Raw genomic sequence first — 17282 nt, 5'->3', positions numbered from 1 at the left:
CATAAAATCATACCAAAGCATTAAGGCATACATAATTTAACAATCTTTATTTGGCAATAAGAAACATTGCCCTTACTAATTATTTAGCTGTTGCATGATTTTTTGTCTACTATTTTGAAATAATATTTTATAAAAACAAGCAGTCGTTTGAATTTACAGCATTTATTATTTCAGGCTATTGGAATAGGTGATTTGTTTTTTTATAACGGCATAAAAATTTCAACACTGATTCTTTGTGAGCAATATCTCATCTTTATAAAATAAGTATAAATATTATAATGTTAAACAATAGAACATAGGAAATGTTGTCTATGGAACCTCTGCACGCCGTCGTTCTTACCATCAGCCTCTTTGTTTTAACCTTTTTTAACCCCGGCGCAAATCTGTTCGTGGTAGTACAAACTAGCCTGGCATCCGGACGACGCGCAGGTGTGATGACCGGTCTGGGTGTTGCCTTGGGTGATGCGTTTTACTCCGGCCTTGGGCTTTTTGGTATGGCAACGCTAATCACCCAGTGTGAAGAGATATTTTCATTGATTAAGATTGTCGGCGGCGCCTATCTGCTGTGGTTTGCCTGGAACAGCATCCGCCATCAGGCCACGCCGCAAATGCCCACTCTACAGCAACCGCTTTCCGCTCCCTGGTATGTGTTTTTCCGCCGTGGATTACTAACGGATTTATCAAACCCGCAAACCGTGCTGTTTTTTATTAGTATCTTCTCGGTCACCTTAAGCGCAGACACACCTACGTGGGCCAGACTGATGGCCTGGGCAGGCATTGTGTTGTCTTCCGTTATCTGGCGTATATTTCTCAGCCAGGCATTTTCTTTGCCTGCCGTGCGACGGGCGTATGGTCGTATCCAACGTGTTGCCAGCCGGGTGATTGGCGCAATAATAGGTGTTTTCGCGCTAAGACTTATTTATGAAGGTATTAGCCATCGATAAGAGAGTTTAACTTGACCATCGTGAGGTAATTGTCCGTAATACCGCCTGAATTTTTAATCGCAGGTTGAGTGGCAGTGAGATGGAACAGGTTGAACCGGTAAACGACACATTACTCCTTACAGAATGGCAGGCGCTGATACGACAAACATCGCCTGAAGTTCACACGCTCCTCACATCGTTAAGCGATGAAGAGATCCGCCATTTAGTGACCGTTTTTTATGACTATATGCTCTCCCATGCCCAGAGCGCATTGTTCCTTAATACAGAACAGGTCAGTACCCGCCTCAGTGGTAGTATGTTTGACTGGTTACGCAGCGTGCTCGGCAGCGCGCACGAAGATCTACCGCAACTGCTGGCCAAACAACGCAAAATTGGCGTGGTGCATGCCCGTATCGGTCTGCCCATCGATCTGGTAAACCGCGGCGCGCGTAAGCTCAAGGATGAGCTGTATCGGGTATTGAAAACCAAAGCTGACGACTCGTCTTCCCTGTTGAGCAATGCTATCTGTTTCAGCAGCCTGGCAATGGATACTGCGCTGGAGGCCATGACCGTCTCCTATTCCCCAAGCCACCAAAACTCGCTGCATACTCAGGAGCAGTATCGCCTGCAGACCATTTACGATGACGTTAACGTCGAGCGCGAACGGCAAATTCGCTCATTTACCGACTGGGAAAATCAGTTTATCTATAACATCGCCATCGGTATGCCTTTCGGTGAGATGGTATTTCTGGCGAATTCTGATTTTGGTATGTGGTTCTCACATAAAGGAAAACACATTCTCGGCAACAGCAATCTGTTGAAAGAAATGGAATCGCTGATAGCAGAGATCGACACCCGTCTGACGACCACCCTGTCACCTCAGCATCAGCCGACAGAACCCGAGCGAATGAGCTTATTACAGGATGTTCGCCAGCTGTCGGCAAAAATCCATTTCCTGCTCGCTTCAATGTTTGAGGCGCTGGTTAAGCAGGAAAATGGTAAAGATTCGCTGACCCAGTTGCTTAATCGCCGCTTTATTCCGACCATCATGCGGCGTGAGATTTCGTTAGCGTTACATGCGCGTAAGCCTTTTAGCCTGGCGATGCTGGATATCGACTACTTCAAGCAAATTAACGATAACTTCGGGCATAATACCGGCGATCTGACGCTCAAAAATGTCGCAGCGGTCATTTATGATCATATCCGTAGCAGCGATTACGTGTTCCGCTACGGTGGTGAAGAATTTATGATCCTGCTCGTCGAGTCAGATGAATCGCAGGCCAGTATTATTCTGGAAACGCTGCGTATGAAAATTGCCGGGATGCGCATGGCAGCCTCTGCGACAGAAACGTTTTCTATTACCGTCAGTATCGGTATTGCCGAATATGATTATCATCCCGACTACAAACAGCTGGTTGATAAAGCCGATCGCGCACTTTATCAGGCAAAAAGTAATGGTCGCGACCGCGTTGAGGTTTATCAGGAATAACCTTCTCCGCCACAGAGAAATAAATACCCCGTTCAGGGTATTTATCTGATCGGCGATAAATACCGAGCTGTTATTTTTATTCAGGCCTATTTGCGTGATGAAAATAACAGCCACGTAATAAGATGCAAATCAAATACACCAAATCTGAATAGCGCTAGCATATCCCGGTGATGACGCCTTCTGAATGCAGAAGGGGAAATATGAGGGATAGTATAAAATCATGAACGGGAAGAAGAGAACACGCTGGCAGCGCCGTCCTGGCACGATCGGAGGCAAACTGCCGTGGAATGACTGGCGCAACGCCAGCAGCTGGCGAAAAGCCACACAGTTTCTCCTGCTGGCTATTAATATTTATATTGGCGTAACGTTCTATTACTGGGTCCGCTATTTCGAAACCGCCGGCACCAGCGTCTATATTCCAAGGCCAGGTGGTATTGAGGGATGGCTACCAATCGCGGGTTTGATGAATATCCGCTATACGCTGGAGACTGGTTTTCTTCCGCCTATCCATGCCGCCTCCATGCTGCTGTTAGTTGCGTTTATCCTGATTAGTTTGTTGTTAAAAAAAGCCTTCTGTTCGTGGTTATGCCCGGTGGGCACGCTGTCCGAACTGCTCGGCAATCTGGGGAAAAAAGTATTTGGTCGCAACTTCACGCTGCCGCGCTGGCTGGATATCCCGCTGCTCAGTCTGAAGTATTTGCTGCTGAGTTTCTTTTTGTATATCGCCCTGTCGATGCCTGCACAGGGGATTCAGTATTTTCTAATGTCGGCCTATGGCATGATTATCGACGTGAAGATGCTCGATTTCTTTCGCCATATTGGCTCCGCTACGCTCATCTTTGTTGTCGTTATCAGTGTCCTGAGCCTGTTTATTCGCAATGCCTGGTGCCGCTATCTGTGCCCTTATGGTGCGCTGCTCGGTCTGTTCTCGCTGCTCTCGCCGTTTAAAATCCGCCGTAACGCAGACAGTTGCATCGACTGCGGAAAATGCGCGAAAAACTGCCCGTCGCATATCCCGGTCGACAGACTGATTCAGGTGCGTACCGTGGAATGCACTGGCTGCATGACCTGCGTTGAATCCTGCCCGGTGGCCTCAACGCTGAGCTTCTCACTGCAAACACCACCAGGGGCGCAAGACAACGGTAAACCGTTATGGCGACAGAGGACGCTATCAGGTGTTGCCATGACGCTACTGGTGCTTGGCATTCTGTTTGCCACCATTGGTTATGCCGTTTATGCCAATGTCTGGGATACGCCAGTGCCCGATCATATGTATTTCCAGCTGATCCCGAAGGCAAAGATGATCGGCCATTAATTTTTTTATCAGTATGTTCAAAACCCTGCCAATTCTGGCAGGGTTTCCCGCCTGTCCTGCCATTTTAAGACAATTGAACTTGTGCCATCGCGCTCTCGTTTATACAACCTTAAATATCATCTGTAATAATTTTTCTATTTTGTTATGGGCGACTGGGATCAAAATAATGAACGGGATAACATCATGACTAAAATAAAACTGGCACTGCTATTACCTCTGTTTCTGGCAGGTTGTACGATGAATGACGGGGAATTAAGAAACGCTTACGCTCAGCATTATCAGCAACCTACCGCTTATGTAGATGCTTATAAACAGAAAATAGCCAGTATGGATATTCATGCGCTGGCCCAATATGCCGCCGCAGAAGATAAGAAAAAAATGCGCGGGCAGCCAAGACTGAAAATCGACGAATTTATTACCATTGAGAACGTGCAGGCGAAAGGAAATCGGGTGGTCTACGATTACTCACTGTCCGAAAGCTGGCTGGCGCTGTCCGCAGATAAACAGCGCGAGAAGCAGACCAATATGAATAAAGACCTGATCTACCGTACCTGCTCGCTGGAAACGGTACGTCTGGCGCAGGCAAAAGGGCTGGAAGAAGAGCATAACTATTACAGCCAGTACCCAGACAAAGTCGCCTTTACGCTGAGAACCAGCGCGCAGATTTGTATGCAGAACGGTTTTACACAATAACCGCAATCCACTATGCCTGATGCGCTGCGCTTATCAGGCCTACGATTTACCCGCTGCCGTAGGCCGGATAAGGCGCCAGCGCGCAGATTTGTCTGCAGAACGGTTTTACACAATAACCGCAATCTACTATGCCTGTTGCGCTGCGCTTATCAGGCCTACGATTTGCACGCTGCCGTAGGCCGGATAAGGCGCCAGCGCGCAGATTTGTCTGCAGAACGGTTTCACACAATGACCGCAACCCACTATGCCTGATGCGCTGCGCTTATCAGGCCTACGATTTGCACGCTGCCGTAGGCCGGATAAGGCGCCAGCGCGCAGATTTGTCTGCAAAACGGTTTTACACAATAATCGCAATCCACTATGCCTGATGCGCTGCGCTTATCAGGCCTACGATTTACACGCTGCCGTAGACCGGATAAGGCGCCAGCGCGCAGATTTGTCTGCAGAACGGTTTCACACAATGACCGCAACCCACTATGCCTGATGCGCTGCGCTTATCAGGCCTACGATTTGCACGCTGCCGTAGGCCGGATAAGGCGCCAGCACGCAGATTTGTCTGCAGAACGGTTTTACACAATAGCCGCAATCACAATGCCTGATGCGCTGCGCTTATCCGGCCTACGATTTGCACGCTGCTGTAGGCCGGATAAGGCGCCAGCGCGCAGATTTGTCTGCAGAACGGTTTTACAAAATAACCGCAATCACAATGCCTGATGCGCTGCGCTTATCAGGCCTACGATTTGCACGCTGCTGTAGGCCGGATAAGGCGCCAGCGCGCAGATTTGTCTGCAGAACGGTTTTACACAATAGCCGCAATCACAAAGCCTGATGCGCTGCGCTTATCAGGCCTACGATTTGCACGCTGCTGTAGGCCGGATAAGGCGCCAGCGCCGCATCCGGCTAAAACATCAGAATTTCCAGGACACACTGCCGACAATGCTGCGCTCGGCGCCGAAGTAGCAGTATGAGAGCGAGTTACAGGCTGCAACGTAGCGCTTGTCGGTCAGGTTGTTAACGTTCAACTGCGCGCTCAACCCTTTAATGCCGATATTCGTTAAGTCGTAACCAATCACCATATCCACCAGTGTGTAGGACGGCAGGGTGTGAGTATTCAGGCGATCGCTGGTAATACCGTTAACGTAGCGCACGCCTGAACCCAACGTCAGGCCGTCCAGCGGACCGCTTTTCACATCGTAGCTCAGCCAGGTACTGGCCTGGTTACGCGGGGCGTACACTGCTCGCTTGCCCTGCTCTTCCGGGCTGCTTTTCTTATAGCGAATGTCGGTATAGGTATACGCCGCCTGCAAACGGAAGCTATCCGTCAGTTGGCTAATTGCCTCCAGCTCCACCCCTTCAGATTCAATTTCCCCAATCGAGCGGTACGGATCGGTCGGCTCTTCTTTGGTGGCTATATTCGTCTGATTGATACGGAATACCGATGCGCTGAACTGGCTGTTGAGTCCTTCCGGCTCATATTTCAGCCCGGCTTCCCACTGCTTGCCTTTCATCGGATCCAGCAGATTGCCGTTCTCATCGGCAAAACTGGTTGGCGTAAAGGCAGTGGAATAACTCACGTACGGCGCAAAGCCGTTATCGAATAAATAGAGCAGCGCGGCACGGGTACTGAAGTTGTTTTTATCCAGATCGCTGCGAGTATCATTGATCTTATCAATGTTAGAAACGCTGACCTGATCGTAGCGACCACCGAGCGTAATACGCCAGCGCTCCCATGACATCTGATCCTGCAAATAGTAACCCGTCTGGCGCAGCTTGTGTTTCTCACGCGCATACATGTCGATGTAATCAGGCTTCGCGCCGTACACTGGATTAAAAGCGTCAATCGGCGGGAAAGCGCCGTAGTAACCGGTAGTATTGTTGCTGCGATCCTGATAGTCGATCCCCACCAGCAGACGGTGGTTTACCTGCCAGGTATCAAAGCTGCCGTCAAGCTGGTTATCCAGCGTAATCGCCGACATTTTTTCATCGGAGCCGGAGTAACCGCGATTAAGCTCGGTTTCATTCAGCCAGCCCGCCGCATACACCTGATTCAGCTCAACGTCGGTATGCAGATAGCGCAGCTTTTGCCGCACCGACCAACCGCTATCAAACATATGCTCAATGTTGTAGCCCACCATGTTTTCACGGCGATCGTATTTGTCGTAATCATCCTCGCCTTCGTAAAAGGTGTTGGAGATCTTTTGCCCGTAATGCGGAACCACGGTGCCGTCATACGGCAGACCGGAGTGGCTACCGCCTTCCGGGTCACGGTGCAGATAGGCCATCAGATCCAGACGCGTCTGGTCGGTGATACGCCAGGTCAGGCTGGGCATCAGCGCGTAACGCTCTTCCTTCAATGGACCAAACTGCGAGTCCGCGTAACGCGTCATCCCGCTCAGTCGCGCCGCCACGCGATCGTTATCATCCAGTGCCCCGGTGACGTCAAACGCCGCGCCGCGCTGGTTATTGTTGCCGGCAAACAGCTTCACCTCACCACCCGCATCAAACGACGGCTTACGTGAGGTCAGCGCCACAATGCCACCCGGGGAGGAACGGCCATACAGTACGGAAGCCGGGCCACGTACGACTTCGATATCTTCGAGGAACCACGGATCGACCACCAGCGAGCTGTGTGAGTTGGTGTCGCCCATCATCTTCAGACCATCGAGATAGACGTTATCCAGGCTACCGTCAGAAAAGCCACGCAGCACGATGTAGTCAAAGCGGTTGGAAGCGCCAATCTGATTGCTGTACACCCCCGGCGTATAGCTGACGGCCTGGCGCACGCTGGTTGCGCCCTGCTCTTCAAACTGTTCACGGGTTACGATCGATACCGACTGCGGTGTTTCAATATCCGGCGTGGCAAGCTTCGTGGCCCCGCTCTGTATCTGCGAGGTGACAACCACCGTATCGTTTTTTGTTGTTTCCTGCGCCAGCAGAGGAAAAGCCACGCTGCCGGTAACCCATCCCACCAGCAGCGCCAAGCGAGTCTTCGCGAACATGAATATCTCCAAAGGCATGTCTAATTGTAAGTGAGAATTATTACCTTTTTGCTGACGGAGATAGCTATGCCGGATGCCAGGTTGCCTATGCGCAGTGCCAAATTGTCAGGAAATCACGTGCGTAAAACGCAAATATGGATTAGCAAAGTTTGAGCAAATCGCCGGGCGAAAAGCCGTAACGGCGACGAAAAGCAGTAGAAAAGTTAGTGGCGTGCTGATAACCCGACATCCAGGCCGCCTGTTGTACGCTATATCCTTCCAGTAGATAGCCGCGCGCACGTTCCAGACGGCAATCGCGCAGGTAGTCGAATACCGAACAGCCATAGGCTGCGCGAAACTTACTGCGCAGGCTACTGGGACTCATCGCTGCGCGTTGGGCCAGTTCATTAAGGGTGTAGTCTTTTTCGGGACTCTGCTCCAGCAGTCGGCGAACGACCTCCAGCCGCTGCTGCTCACCGCTCGCCGCAAGACGTTTACCGCTCTCGACCTGACACACGCTGAGGCCATGACCAAACAGTTGTAATATCAGCCCTTCCAGCATCAGCTGACGAGAAATATGGCTAATCGTACTCTGCTGCGCGTACTGTAGTCCGCTGAGTAAAAACCCCGGCACCTGCCAGATAAGCGTCGGCGTCTGGCATCTTTCCCACTCACGCATTAACGATTCGAGCAACCCCGTGCGACACGCGCCGTCGGGATACAAACCGAGCGATAATGTCCGCAGTTTACAATCAGCATGATGACGGGCACGCATCGTCTGGTGCTCACTCAGGCGTGAGCTAAACGCCATGCCGGAGCGCACCACATGCTCCTGTCCGTTAAGCGTCAGGATCACGCAGCCTTCCAGTACCACCAGCATATACAAAGGGCTGTCGTGACGAGAGGTGGTTTCGTAGGGTTGCAATACCTGTACGTCGGAGTGCGTCACGCACATCCCACATGGGAGAGTCATCTCCTCAATTTCACCTTGCAGAACAGGGCTGCCAGACGGTAAATCCGGCCTTTGTGCCAACTGGGGAAAGCGGTAATCGATCCCGTAGCGCTCACCAAAATCCATAAACTCGCTGACGGAGAAAGTGCGAGCGACGCGTCCGGAGGCATTCAGGGCGGTGGTATTGTTCATGCTGTCTTCTGCACAGAAAATGGGATTAACGGTTTATAACTGAAGCAACATTACCATTACCTGCGCAATACGACAATAATAATGAGAACCATTATCAATATGGGTGATTAGCAGAATAAACAGCTTAATCCAGCCAGTTTAGATCTGCCGAGGAGACACACGGCGCAGCCTCTTTTAACCAGCGATACAGCAGCTCAATATTTCTAAGCCGTGTTGAAGTCTTTGGCCAGACAAGGTAATAGCCCTCGCCAGTCGCTACCGCATCTTTAAACGGTAACGCCAACATCCCTGCCTGAATGGCCGCCAGGCTTAACAGCAGGTCGGCAACGGACACGCCATGACCGCTCATCGCGGCAAGACTGCCCTGCTCCAGGGTGTCGAACACTTTGCCTCGCGCAAGATTCAACGCCGGAAACTTCCCGGTGCGTTGCAGCCACCGACGCCAGTCACGGCGATCCGCTGAGGGATGAATCAGTTCACAGGCAGAAAGATCGCGCTGCGCCTGCACCAGCAGTGCGGGTGAGCACACCGGGATAAGCCACTCCTGAAACAGCAACCGGCTGTCAGTATCGTCACCAAAATGGCCATTCCCTAACAGGATCGCACAGTCATACGGTTCACGACCGAAGGATACCGAATCGGTATCCATCCAGACGCTGGAAATTTCGACAACCGGGGTCGGATGCGCTTCACGGAAATGACGCAGCACGTCCAGAAGCCAGCGCATCGTCAACGTAGACGGCGCTTTCAGCCGTAGCTCATGACTGCTGCTGCGAAAGGCATGACACGCGTGTTCCAGACTCTGAAACCCAGCCGTCAACTGCTGCGCCAGCCCTTGGCCAGAAGGCGTTATCTCGATACGCGGGCCGCTGCGGACAAATAGCTCGCAACCAAACCATGCCTCCAGCGTGCGAATATGACGGCTTACCGCGCCCGGCGTCACGTTAAGTTGAATAGCGGCTTTACTGAACGATCCCAGACGGGCTGCGGCTTCAAAAGCCCTCAGGGCATACAACGGAGGTAGCGTCATTCTCAGCTTCTATGTTGAGTTTTACTCACAGTAGAGCGCAGTTTTATTCGTTTTTCAATGCGCCACGCAGGCGGAATACTGATGGAAAATATCATCAGGATAATCAGGTATGAATTTCACTTTACTGGCTGCCTATAGCCTCAGCGTAGTAACCCTGCTGTTAACTCCGGGTCCTGTCGTGGCGCTGATTACCACCACCGCGTCGCAGCACGGCTATCGCCGGGCCTTTCTCACGCTGATTGGCACTAACGGCGCTTCTTTAGTATTGATTGCTCTGGCTGCACTGATGCTAGCTGGCGTGGTATCAATCTCTGCGATATGGCTTGGCGTACTGGGTCTTGTGGGATCGTTGTATATCGGTGTGATGGCGATTAACGGCCTGCGGGCCAGGGACTCACACCCCGGACTGAGTGCGCCAAAACGCGATAACAGCGGGCTTATCCATGGATTTCTGACAGGGGTCTCTAACCCAAAGGACATTTTGTTTTTCGTAGCGTTTTTTCCCCAGTTCATTGCCATTACGCAAGATTTCACCACCAGCATTCTGACGCTAACGCTGGTGTGGGTTATTTTTGATGTTACGGTGCTGTCTTTTTACATCATGGTTTTCAAACGCTGGATGCCAGAGCGGTTTGCCAGACGCAGCGTTTTTATCTCCTCCCTGTTTCTGCTCGCGGTGGCGGTGTTTGGCATTATTTATAATGTACACGCGCTACAAATGCTCTCACCCGCGATGTGATCCCCAACGAATTGTTCAGCCAGACATCTCATCTTGCACCGGGAGGAATAAAATAAGAACAAATCGACATTAACATTATTAATGGATTTATAAACCAGGATTCAGAAAATATAGACGATAACATTTTCCTGGCGTTCAACTGGCACCCTTACCCATGACAACGCATCAACGGCGACAGGTGCCATTTCATTTTCTAAGCGAAGTAAAGGAGTGTTGCCATCTGGTACAACCGTGCTTTCACCGATCTCAAGAACGCCCCGAAAAGAAATGGACACATTGTCTGGCGTATCCGACAACCTTATCCATTCAGTTGTAATCACTAACTTTCGAGTAAACATTCGCTGTCCTTTGCGCGTGGTATAAATCCGATAATTTCACAGGTAGATCAATACACTCTTTGAACAAACAGAAATTTGTCCCCCATATCAGTTAAGCATTACTTAACTGAAAGAAAATTGAAGTAATAAAACTCATTCGAAATATGTTTCACAAACTCAACCGGCAGGTTATGTTTGATGAACGTTAACTTTGCAAACTCAATATCGCCGTACACTCGAATACAGAAAGGTTTGACTATCTCGCCCTGCACGCCAAAGCACTCCTGAAGCCGGGTGTCATCCATAAAAATAAAGTCACCTTTTCTGACCTTAATACTTTCATGAAGGCCTTGCCACTTCTCCGGAGTGAGCAGAAAGCTCTCCCATCCATTATTTCTCAACACTTCAATCGTGTGAGTAAATTTAAAATAGTCGTTTTGCATTGTCACATCACCACTCGATGTGGCGTACAAATATTCTATTTTAAATTTAAGTTGTGCATTGAGGCTTTTTTTCTTCCCCTCATCAATTAACCACTGAAGTTCACTGACAATGCTCTTCGAAAATATTTTTCTTTTTTTGGCAATAGCCAGCCAATGCATAATGAATAGATGCTCTGACATTTTAGAGTAGATTTTATGATCCTTTATTGCAATACCAATTGCGACTAACGCACTCCAGGTAAAGGCTTCCAGATCATCCTGATAATGATGTCGTAACGTACTAACTCTTCCAGAATCCCTTACCACTTAAACCTGCCCAAAAAAATCATCATTGTTATTCCACGTCATTCTTGTATTACTCTATTAAAAAATTACTACAACTAAAATCGCCAAAATATGATCCAGATTAACTTATCTCTATGTAATAAACGTGCAAATATAATACATCATACTTATTAATCATTAATCCGGGGTGGCTCAACAATGACTAATAAGAATAATGCGATAAAGATAAAGGTTAATAATAATCACCAGTAATCAATATCACCTTTTGTGATGAGACCTGTAAACAGAAAAAGCAAACTACCGGGCATTCAGCAACCCGGAAGTTTGCTTATTACAGACGAAGTTAATAGAAAATACCGATGATCAGGGTATGCGTTACAAAGCCCACGATCAACGGTACGGCGGTACGTTTAACCACATCAAATGGCGTTATTTTCGCCCCACTGGAAACGGCAATCACCACGCCGGAAACCGGTGAAATTGCCCGCCCCATATGTGATGCCTGTTGCATCGGCAGGATCATGGCAACAGCGTTAGCGCCCATACTTGCCGCGATTTGCGGGATCAGCTCAACGAAAGCAAGGAATGGCGCATTACCCGATCCCATAATAATTGCTGCCGCCAGCGTCACCAGCGCAAACACCACCGCCATAGCAAATGGAGGTAATCCCACGTGCTCCGCCATCAGGATTAATTGATCAATGGCACCAATAACTTTAATCCCGTGAGCAAAAACACCTGCCGCAACCAGTAGCCCAACCACCCCGGTAAAGGCGGTGCCCATGCCTTTAAGGAAATGGCTGAATCCTTCGCATACTGACTTTAAATCACGCACCCGTAGCCACTCAATCAACATGCAGACAGCCATTGAAATGAGCACAATGGTGATAATATTCAGGTTAATACCACTGACGAACATTTCCGATGATCCCACCGCCATCAATATCGGAAGCATCGGGAGCAGCGCATAAAAAGCCGGGGCTTTTCCTGAATCAGTCACCTCAGCGCTACCGATTTCCCGTGGAAGCGTCCCCGCTTTACGGTCGCAATGCCGCTGCCAGAAGAAATGGCAGACGCCGACGACCAGCACGGTTGCCAGCGCTGCGGGTCCCTGGTGGTAAACAACGTATTCCACCACATCCATATTGACCGCTTTAGATCCCCTGATAGCATCGATGGCCGTCGGGGTATACGCCACACCAAGCGAGGTGGCAATAACCCCAGCAGCCGAGGCCGCAGAAAGCCCTAACCCCAGCATAATGGGGAACATCGTCCCCATCAGCAACACGGCAAGCCCGGTAGCGGATGGGATGGCCAACTGCAGGAGGCTGGCGAGCAGATAGGAGAAAAATAGAAGCACATAGGGCGAACGCAGCGCGCGCAAAGGCTTCGTCACGACCCGCACAACCGCTTCATTTGCCCCGATATGATCCATGTAATGCGCAAATCCCATGAGCGCCATAATCATCAGGCCGAGATCGGCAGCACGCGTACTAAAGAGATCGCGCATCACCTCGAAAGGATCGAGAAATGAAATCCCCGTACTGGCAACGCCCTTCGGTAATACAGAACCCCATCCGGTTAACGCCGTACAAATCATCAACACCAGGCCCGCAATGAACAGCACGGGTTCAGCGCGATAACCTTTCAGTATCAGACGCGCGACCACCACGATAACCAGTAGGGCAATTAACACCTGAATCATGACTGAGTTCTCCTCTGCGCGAACTCAGCAAAGGTTTCCTCAATGACCGCTACCACCACATCGCTGGCGGCTCGCAGTGAACGCACCGGTAGATATTCATAAATTGAATGAAAGTTATGAGCACCGGTAAAAATATTCGGGCAAGGCAGTCCTTTCTGCGATAGCACTGCGCCATCATACCCACCACGCATGGCGACAGGTTGCGGGGTAATGCCACACTTCTGATACGCGCGAAACGCAATATCAATCGGGTAGTGTGCATCGCCCTGCAAGCTATTGAACACATTGGCATAGCGATCGGTTAAATGACAGACCACGCTGTTTTCTCCCCACAGCGCGCAGGTGCTGACGGCAAGCTGGCGGATATATGCCATACGCGCCTTATACCCTTCTTCGGTAAAATCCCGGATATCCAGCTTAAGTACCGTACGGGCGCTGTTACCCTGAAGCTGTTTTACCCAGTAATACCCTTCGCGCCCTTCCGTATACTCAGGCGCCTCTCCACCGGGCAGCATCGCAATAAACTTATGCGCCATCAGCAGAGAGTTCTTCAGCTTACCTTTGGCCGACATAGGGTGCGCGGACTGGCCGGTAAAGATGATTTCCGCATCACCCGCGTTCCAGTTCTCATAGACAAACTCTCCAATGCCGCAGCAGTCCAGGGTATAGCCAAAATCAGCGCCAAACGCCGCAACATCAAACGCTTTTGCTCCCCGTAATCCCTGCTCTTCATCAGGAACAAAACCGACCTTCACCGGCCCATGCTTAATCTCCGGATGCGCTACAAGGTACTCTAGGGCATTCATAATCGCGGCGATGGCGGCTTTATCATCAGCCCCTAGCAGACTGGTACCATCCGTCACCAGCAGGTCATCACCGATATAATTTTTCAGTTCCGGGAATTCACTTTCACGCAGATAAATATTCAGCTCCTGGTTCAGACACAAATCCCCACCGCTGTAGTGAAGACGTTGCGCATTTGTGTCCGCGGTCTGTTCTGCGCTGGTATCCAGATGACCAAAAAAGGAAACGACAGGGATGGTGTCATCGGTATTTCCAGGTAAGGTCGCGGTCACAATAGCAGTATCCCTGACCTCAATGTTTTCCATTCCTAATGCTTCAAGTTCTACTGCAAGTAGTTTTGCCAGTTCCATTTGACCAGGTGAAGAAGGCATTATCCCATTAGCACCATTTTCCCTTGAGGTCGTGGTATTGATTTTCGTGTAGTTAATAAAGCGTTCAACAATATCCATTCCAGGAGATCCTTTAATGTATCATTTACGAGGTACTGCAAGAGAAGACCTGCATACAGCGTGGGTTGAATAATCTGAGAACAAAATAAAATCAGCGCTCATCCCAGAACGCTGATTTTATGAGTGTTACGACAACGATTTATATAAAGGAAGATAAAAAAGGCCAGTAATTATACCAGTGATTAAAAACTCCTTTTGATTGATAAAATCATATTCCCTGTCTGTTTTTACTACATTTTCCATGGTGTTAAGCTAACAGAAGTCATAAACTGAATTCGTATGTCTAAGGGATAATAAAAATCATTTAGATTCTTGCCCCCGATACCGACACAAGACATACCATCGCTATATTTTTTTAATGAACAAATGCTGTAACAGCAACATGCAACCGTTTGCACCTCTCTACAAATAGCCACTTAACGCACTAAAATCCGTGAACAAAATCACAATTACTTCAAAAGCGAAAATTAACATAACGCTTAAAAACAGATAGTTATAAGAAAAACTATATAATACCCCTATAAATAAAGATGAAATCACACTATTCACCATGAAATAGATTCATAGCGATACTATTTCAACATTACCGTATGGTTCACAGAACAAAACCTGTCGTCATCACTAATGCAAAACAACAAGAACAATAATATTAAATTATCTATATATGACGATTATCAAAATTATACACAGGCAAAAAAAACCTCTCCCCTGAGAAGAGATTCAGGGCAGAGGTAATACGGGTGTTAAGGACATTTTTATAGTTTTGATGATAACAGAAGAGCTTCTTGCTGGATTGAGTATACACACTTCACGACGTTAAGAAAATTCCTAAAAAGAATTAAAAGAAAACACCATTAAAAATCCTTTTTATAATAAAGACATGTTTATCAAATAAAACAAAATTAGGATAGGGAAAAATTAAATATCACTAATCTATAGTATGACGCAAGTGGGGCTAACAACGCATCATTACGGCCAATACCGCTACTGACGATGTCTGAATATTCAATAAATTTAATATATCCATACACTGCTCAGCTAACGAGAGTTAAAAAATTATAAAATAAGCTAAACGCAATTTTTCGTCATAGATCACATTTTCCCGACAGAACGATTCCCCTACTCGCCCAGGCTGGTATGATTCAGCAGGTAAATACCTATCAACTCAACCCGAGGCTTTGATGCTGGAGAATGTAATCATCAGATAATCAGCTTACCGACCTTTTCAGGCCGGACTGGTTATCAATGCGCCGAAATCGAATGCGGACACCGCTGTGTGTTTGCACGTTTTGCACATGATGATTAAACAGGTTTTCCAGTATGAATTTATCCCGTCAGGAACAACGTACCTTACACGTTCTCGCCAAAGGTGGCCGTATTGCTCACGTCCGAGATGCATCTGGTCGCGTCATTTCCGTCGAATGCTATAGCCGCGAAGGGTTACTGCTCTGCGACTGCACGCTCGACGTATTCAAAAAGCTCAGAACGAAAAAACTGATCAAATCCGTTAATGGTCAGCCCTACCGCATCAATACCACCGGGCTGAACAACGTTCGCGCCCAACTGGATAATCGCTAAGGAGAGAGAGATGGATATCCCGAAGATTTTTACGATCAGCGAAAGCGCACATCGCATTCATAATCCGTTCACCGCGCAAAAATATGCGACGTTAGGTCAGGTTTTACGGATGCCCCCAGGAACCCGCATCCTGGATCTCGGCAGCGGCTCGGGCGAGATGTTGTGCACCTGGGCACGCGATCATGGAATTTCCGGAGTTGGTATCGATATGAGCCAGTTATTCAGTGAGCAAGCCACCCTGCGGGCAAGCGAATTGGGCGTCACTGAGCACGTGCGTTTTATTCATGCCGATGCAACAGGTTATATCGCCGAAGAAAAATTCGATATTGCCGCCTGCGTTGGTGCAACCTGGATTGCCGGCGGCGTTGCCGGAACGATCAAACAGCTGGAACAAAGTCTCAAACCAGGCGGGACCCTGCTCATCGGCGAACCGTACTGGCGTCAGATACCCGCAACGGAGGAGATCGCTATGGCTTGCGGCGCAACTTCAGTAGCCGATTTTCTTTCTCTACCAGTACTCGTTTCGTCTTTCGACCTGCTCGGTTATGACGTGGTTGAAATGGTACTGGCTGACCAGGAAGGTTGGGACAGATACGAGGCGGCAAAATGGTTGACGATGCGCCGGTGGCTAGAGGCTAATCCGGACGATGAGTTTGCCGCCGAAGTCAGAGAGCAACTGAGAAGTTCACCAGTCCGCCACGTTGCATTCACCCGGGAATATATCGGGTGGGGCGTGTTCGCACTCATGCAGAGGTAATATGTCCTGTCGGTATAGCCTGGCAGGTTATACCGACTTTTTTCATCGCATCATCGCTTACTTCATTAATACTTCAACAAATTTAGCTAACCATTGCGGATGCGCGGGCCATGCTGGTGCCGTCACCAGATTGCCATCAACGTGGGCCTGATCAATGCCAATATCGGCATAATGTCCACCGCTCAGACGAACCTCGGGCGCACAGGCCGGATAAGCGCTACAGGTCCGGTTTTCTAACACCCCCGCCGCCGCTAACAGTTGGGGCCCATGACAAACTGCGGCGATAGGCTTACCGGCAGTGTTGAAATCTTGCACCAGCTTAATGACATCTGGATTCAGTCGAAGATATTCCGGAGCACGCCCGCCGGGGATCAACAGTGCGTCGTAATCGGCGGCCCGCGCCTCGGCAAAATTAGCATTTAACGTAAAACGATGCCCCGGCTTTTCACTGTATGTCTGCGCCCCATCAAAATCGTGAATGGCGGTTTGAACGTAGTCACCCTGACTTTTATCCGGACAGACGGCCTCCACACGATGCCCAAGCATTTGCAAAGCCTGAAAAGGCACCATCGTTTCATAATCTTCGACATAATCTCCGACCAGCATCAGTATCTTCTTCATTCACATCCCCCA

15 protein-coding genes are annotated in these 17282 nt (G+C 49.2%); 7 read left to right on the top strand and 8 right to left on the bottom strand.

Features of this window, described 5'->3' with window-relative positions:
* The first annotated feature begins 311 nt into the window (after nt 1–311).
* From OGY10_RS07110 to OGY10_RS07095, 4 genes are all read left to right on the top strand, one after another.
* On the top strand, nt 312–944 hold the full coding sequence (locus OGY10_RS07110; RefSeq protein WP_008783857.1) for a LysE family transporter: 633 nt from the start codon (nt 312–314) through the stop codon (nt 942–944).
* 79 nt (nt 945–1023) lie between these two features.
* Nucleotides 1024–2412: a diguanylate cyclase gene (locus OGY10_RS07105; RefSeq protein ID WP_286576561.1), complete on the top strand. Its 1389-nt coding sequence runs from the start codon at nt 1024–1026 to the stop codon at nt 2410–2412.
* 220 nt (nt 2413–2632) lie between these two features.
* Complete coding sequence (locus OGY10_RS07100; protein ID WP_008783855.1) at nt 2633–3727, top strand: 4Fe-4S binding protein; 1095 nt, start codon at nt 2633–2635, stop codon at nt 3725–3727.
* Nucleotides 3728–3910: 183 nt separating this feature from the next.
* Nucleotides 3911–4420 (top strand): hypothetical protein, encoded by a 510-nt coding sequence (locus OGY10_RS07095; protein ID WP_239497872.1) that lies wholly within the window; start codon nt 3911–3913, stop codon nt 4418–4420.
* 908 nt (nt 4421–5328) lie between these two features.
* Here OGY10_RS07095 and foxA read toward each other — a convergent pair.
* The 3 genes from foxA to OGY10_RS07080 all read right to left on the bottom strand — a co-directional run bounded on the left by foxA (nt 5329) and on the right by OGY10_RS07080 (nt 9572).
* A complete protein-coding gene (gene foxA, locus OGY10_RS07090) occupies nt 5329–7437 on the bottom strand; it encodes a ferrioxamine B receptor FoxA (protein ID WP_286576558.1) in 2109 nt (702 codons plus the stop codon).
* Nucleotides 7438–7558: 121 nt separating this feature from the next.
* Nucleotides 7559–8542 carry a helix-turn-helix transcriptional regulator gene (locus tag OGY10_RS07085; protein ID WP_008783852.1) on the bottom strand — a complete coding sequence of 328 codons (984 nt, stop codon included), beginning with the start codon at nt 8540–8542 and terminating at the stop codon, nt 7559–7561.
* Between the two features lie 124 nt (nt 8543–8666).
* On the bottom strand, nt 8667–9572 hold the full coding sequence (locus OGY10_RS07080; protein ID WP_048236016.1) for a LysR substrate-binding domain-containing protein: 906 nt from the start codon (nt 9570–9572) through the stop codon (nt 8667–8669).
* A 109-nt stretch (nt 9573–9681) separates the two neighbouring features.
* On the opposite strand from OGY10_RS07080, the gene OGY10_RS07075 reads away from it, so the two are divergent.
* Nucleotides 9682–10311 (top strand): LysE family translocator, encoded by a 630-nt coding sequence (locus OGY10_RS07075; RefSeq protein ID WP_286576556.1) that lies wholly within the window; start codon nt 9682–9684, stop codon nt 10309–10311.
* Between the two features lie 101 nt (nt 10312–10412).
* Here the strand turns inward: OGY10_RS07075 and OGY10_RS07070 are convergent, their stop codons facing one another.
* The 4 genes from OGY10_RS07070 to pepT form a co-directional block, all read right to left on the bottom strand.
* Complete coding sequence (locus tag OGY10_RS07070) at nt 10413–10649, bottom strand: hypothetical protein (RefSeq protein ID WP_020996594.1); 237 nt, start codon at nt 10647–10649, stop codon at nt 10413–10415.
* A 98-nt stretch (nt 10650–10747) separates the two neighbouring features.
* Nucleotides 10748–11377, bottom strand: a complete 630-nt coding sequence (locus OGY10_RS07065; protein WP_048226383.1) for a DUF2913 family protein — start codon at nt 11375–11377, stop codon at nt 10748–10750.
* Between the two features lie 322 nt (nt 11378–11699).
* Nucleotides 11700–13061 (bottom strand): C4-dicarboxylate transporter DcuC, encoded by a 1362-nt coding sequence (gene dcuC / locus OGY10_RS07060; protein WP_003830889.1) that lies wholly within the window; start codon nt 13059–13061, stop codon nt 11700–11702.
* Entirely contained in the window at nt 13058–14314 is a 1257-nt protein-coding gene (gene pepT / locus OGY10_RS07055) for a peptidase T (protein ID WP_286576554.1), read from the bottom strand. The genes dcuC and pepT overlap by 4 nt, the downstream gene beginning before the upstream one ends.
* 1320 nt (nt 14315–15634) lie before the next feature.
* Between pepT and OGY10_RS07050 the strand changes: the two genes are divergently transcribed.
* Both OGY10_RS07050 and OGY10_RS07045 read left to right on the top strand, forming a co-directional pair.
* Complete coding sequence (locus OGY10_RS07050; RefSeq protein WP_008783846.1) at nt 15635–15892, top strand: YjhX family toxin; 258 nt, start codon at nt 15635–15637, stop codon at nt 15890–15892.
* A gap of 10 nt (nt 15893–15902) precedes the next feature.
* Nucleotides 15903–16649, top strand: coding sequence for an SAM-dependent methyltransferase (locus OGY10_RS07045; RefSeq protein ID WP_079935106.1), 747 nt, complete (start codon nt 15903–15905; stop codon nt 16647–16649).
* A 57-nt stretch (nt 16650–16706) separates the two neighbouring features.
* Here the strand turns inward: OGY10_RS07045 and OGY10_RS07040 are convergent, their stop codons facing one another.
* Nucleotides 16707–17270: a DJ-1/PfpI family protein gene (locus OGY10_RS07040; RefSeq protein ID WP_079935105.1), complete on the bottom strand. Its 564-nt coding sequence runs from the start codon at nt 17268–17270 to the stop codon at nt 16707–16709.
* Nucleotides 17271–17282: the final 12 nt, after the last annotated feature.

The organism is Citrobacter sp. Cpo148 (assembly GCF_030332375.1).
Lineage (GTDB): Bacteria > Pseudomonadota > Gammaproteobacteria > Enterobacterales > Enterobacteriaceae > Citrobacter > Citrobacter portucalensis.
Note: the sequence above shows the minus strand (reverse complement) of the source record. Positions and strands in the feature narration are given on the sequence as shown.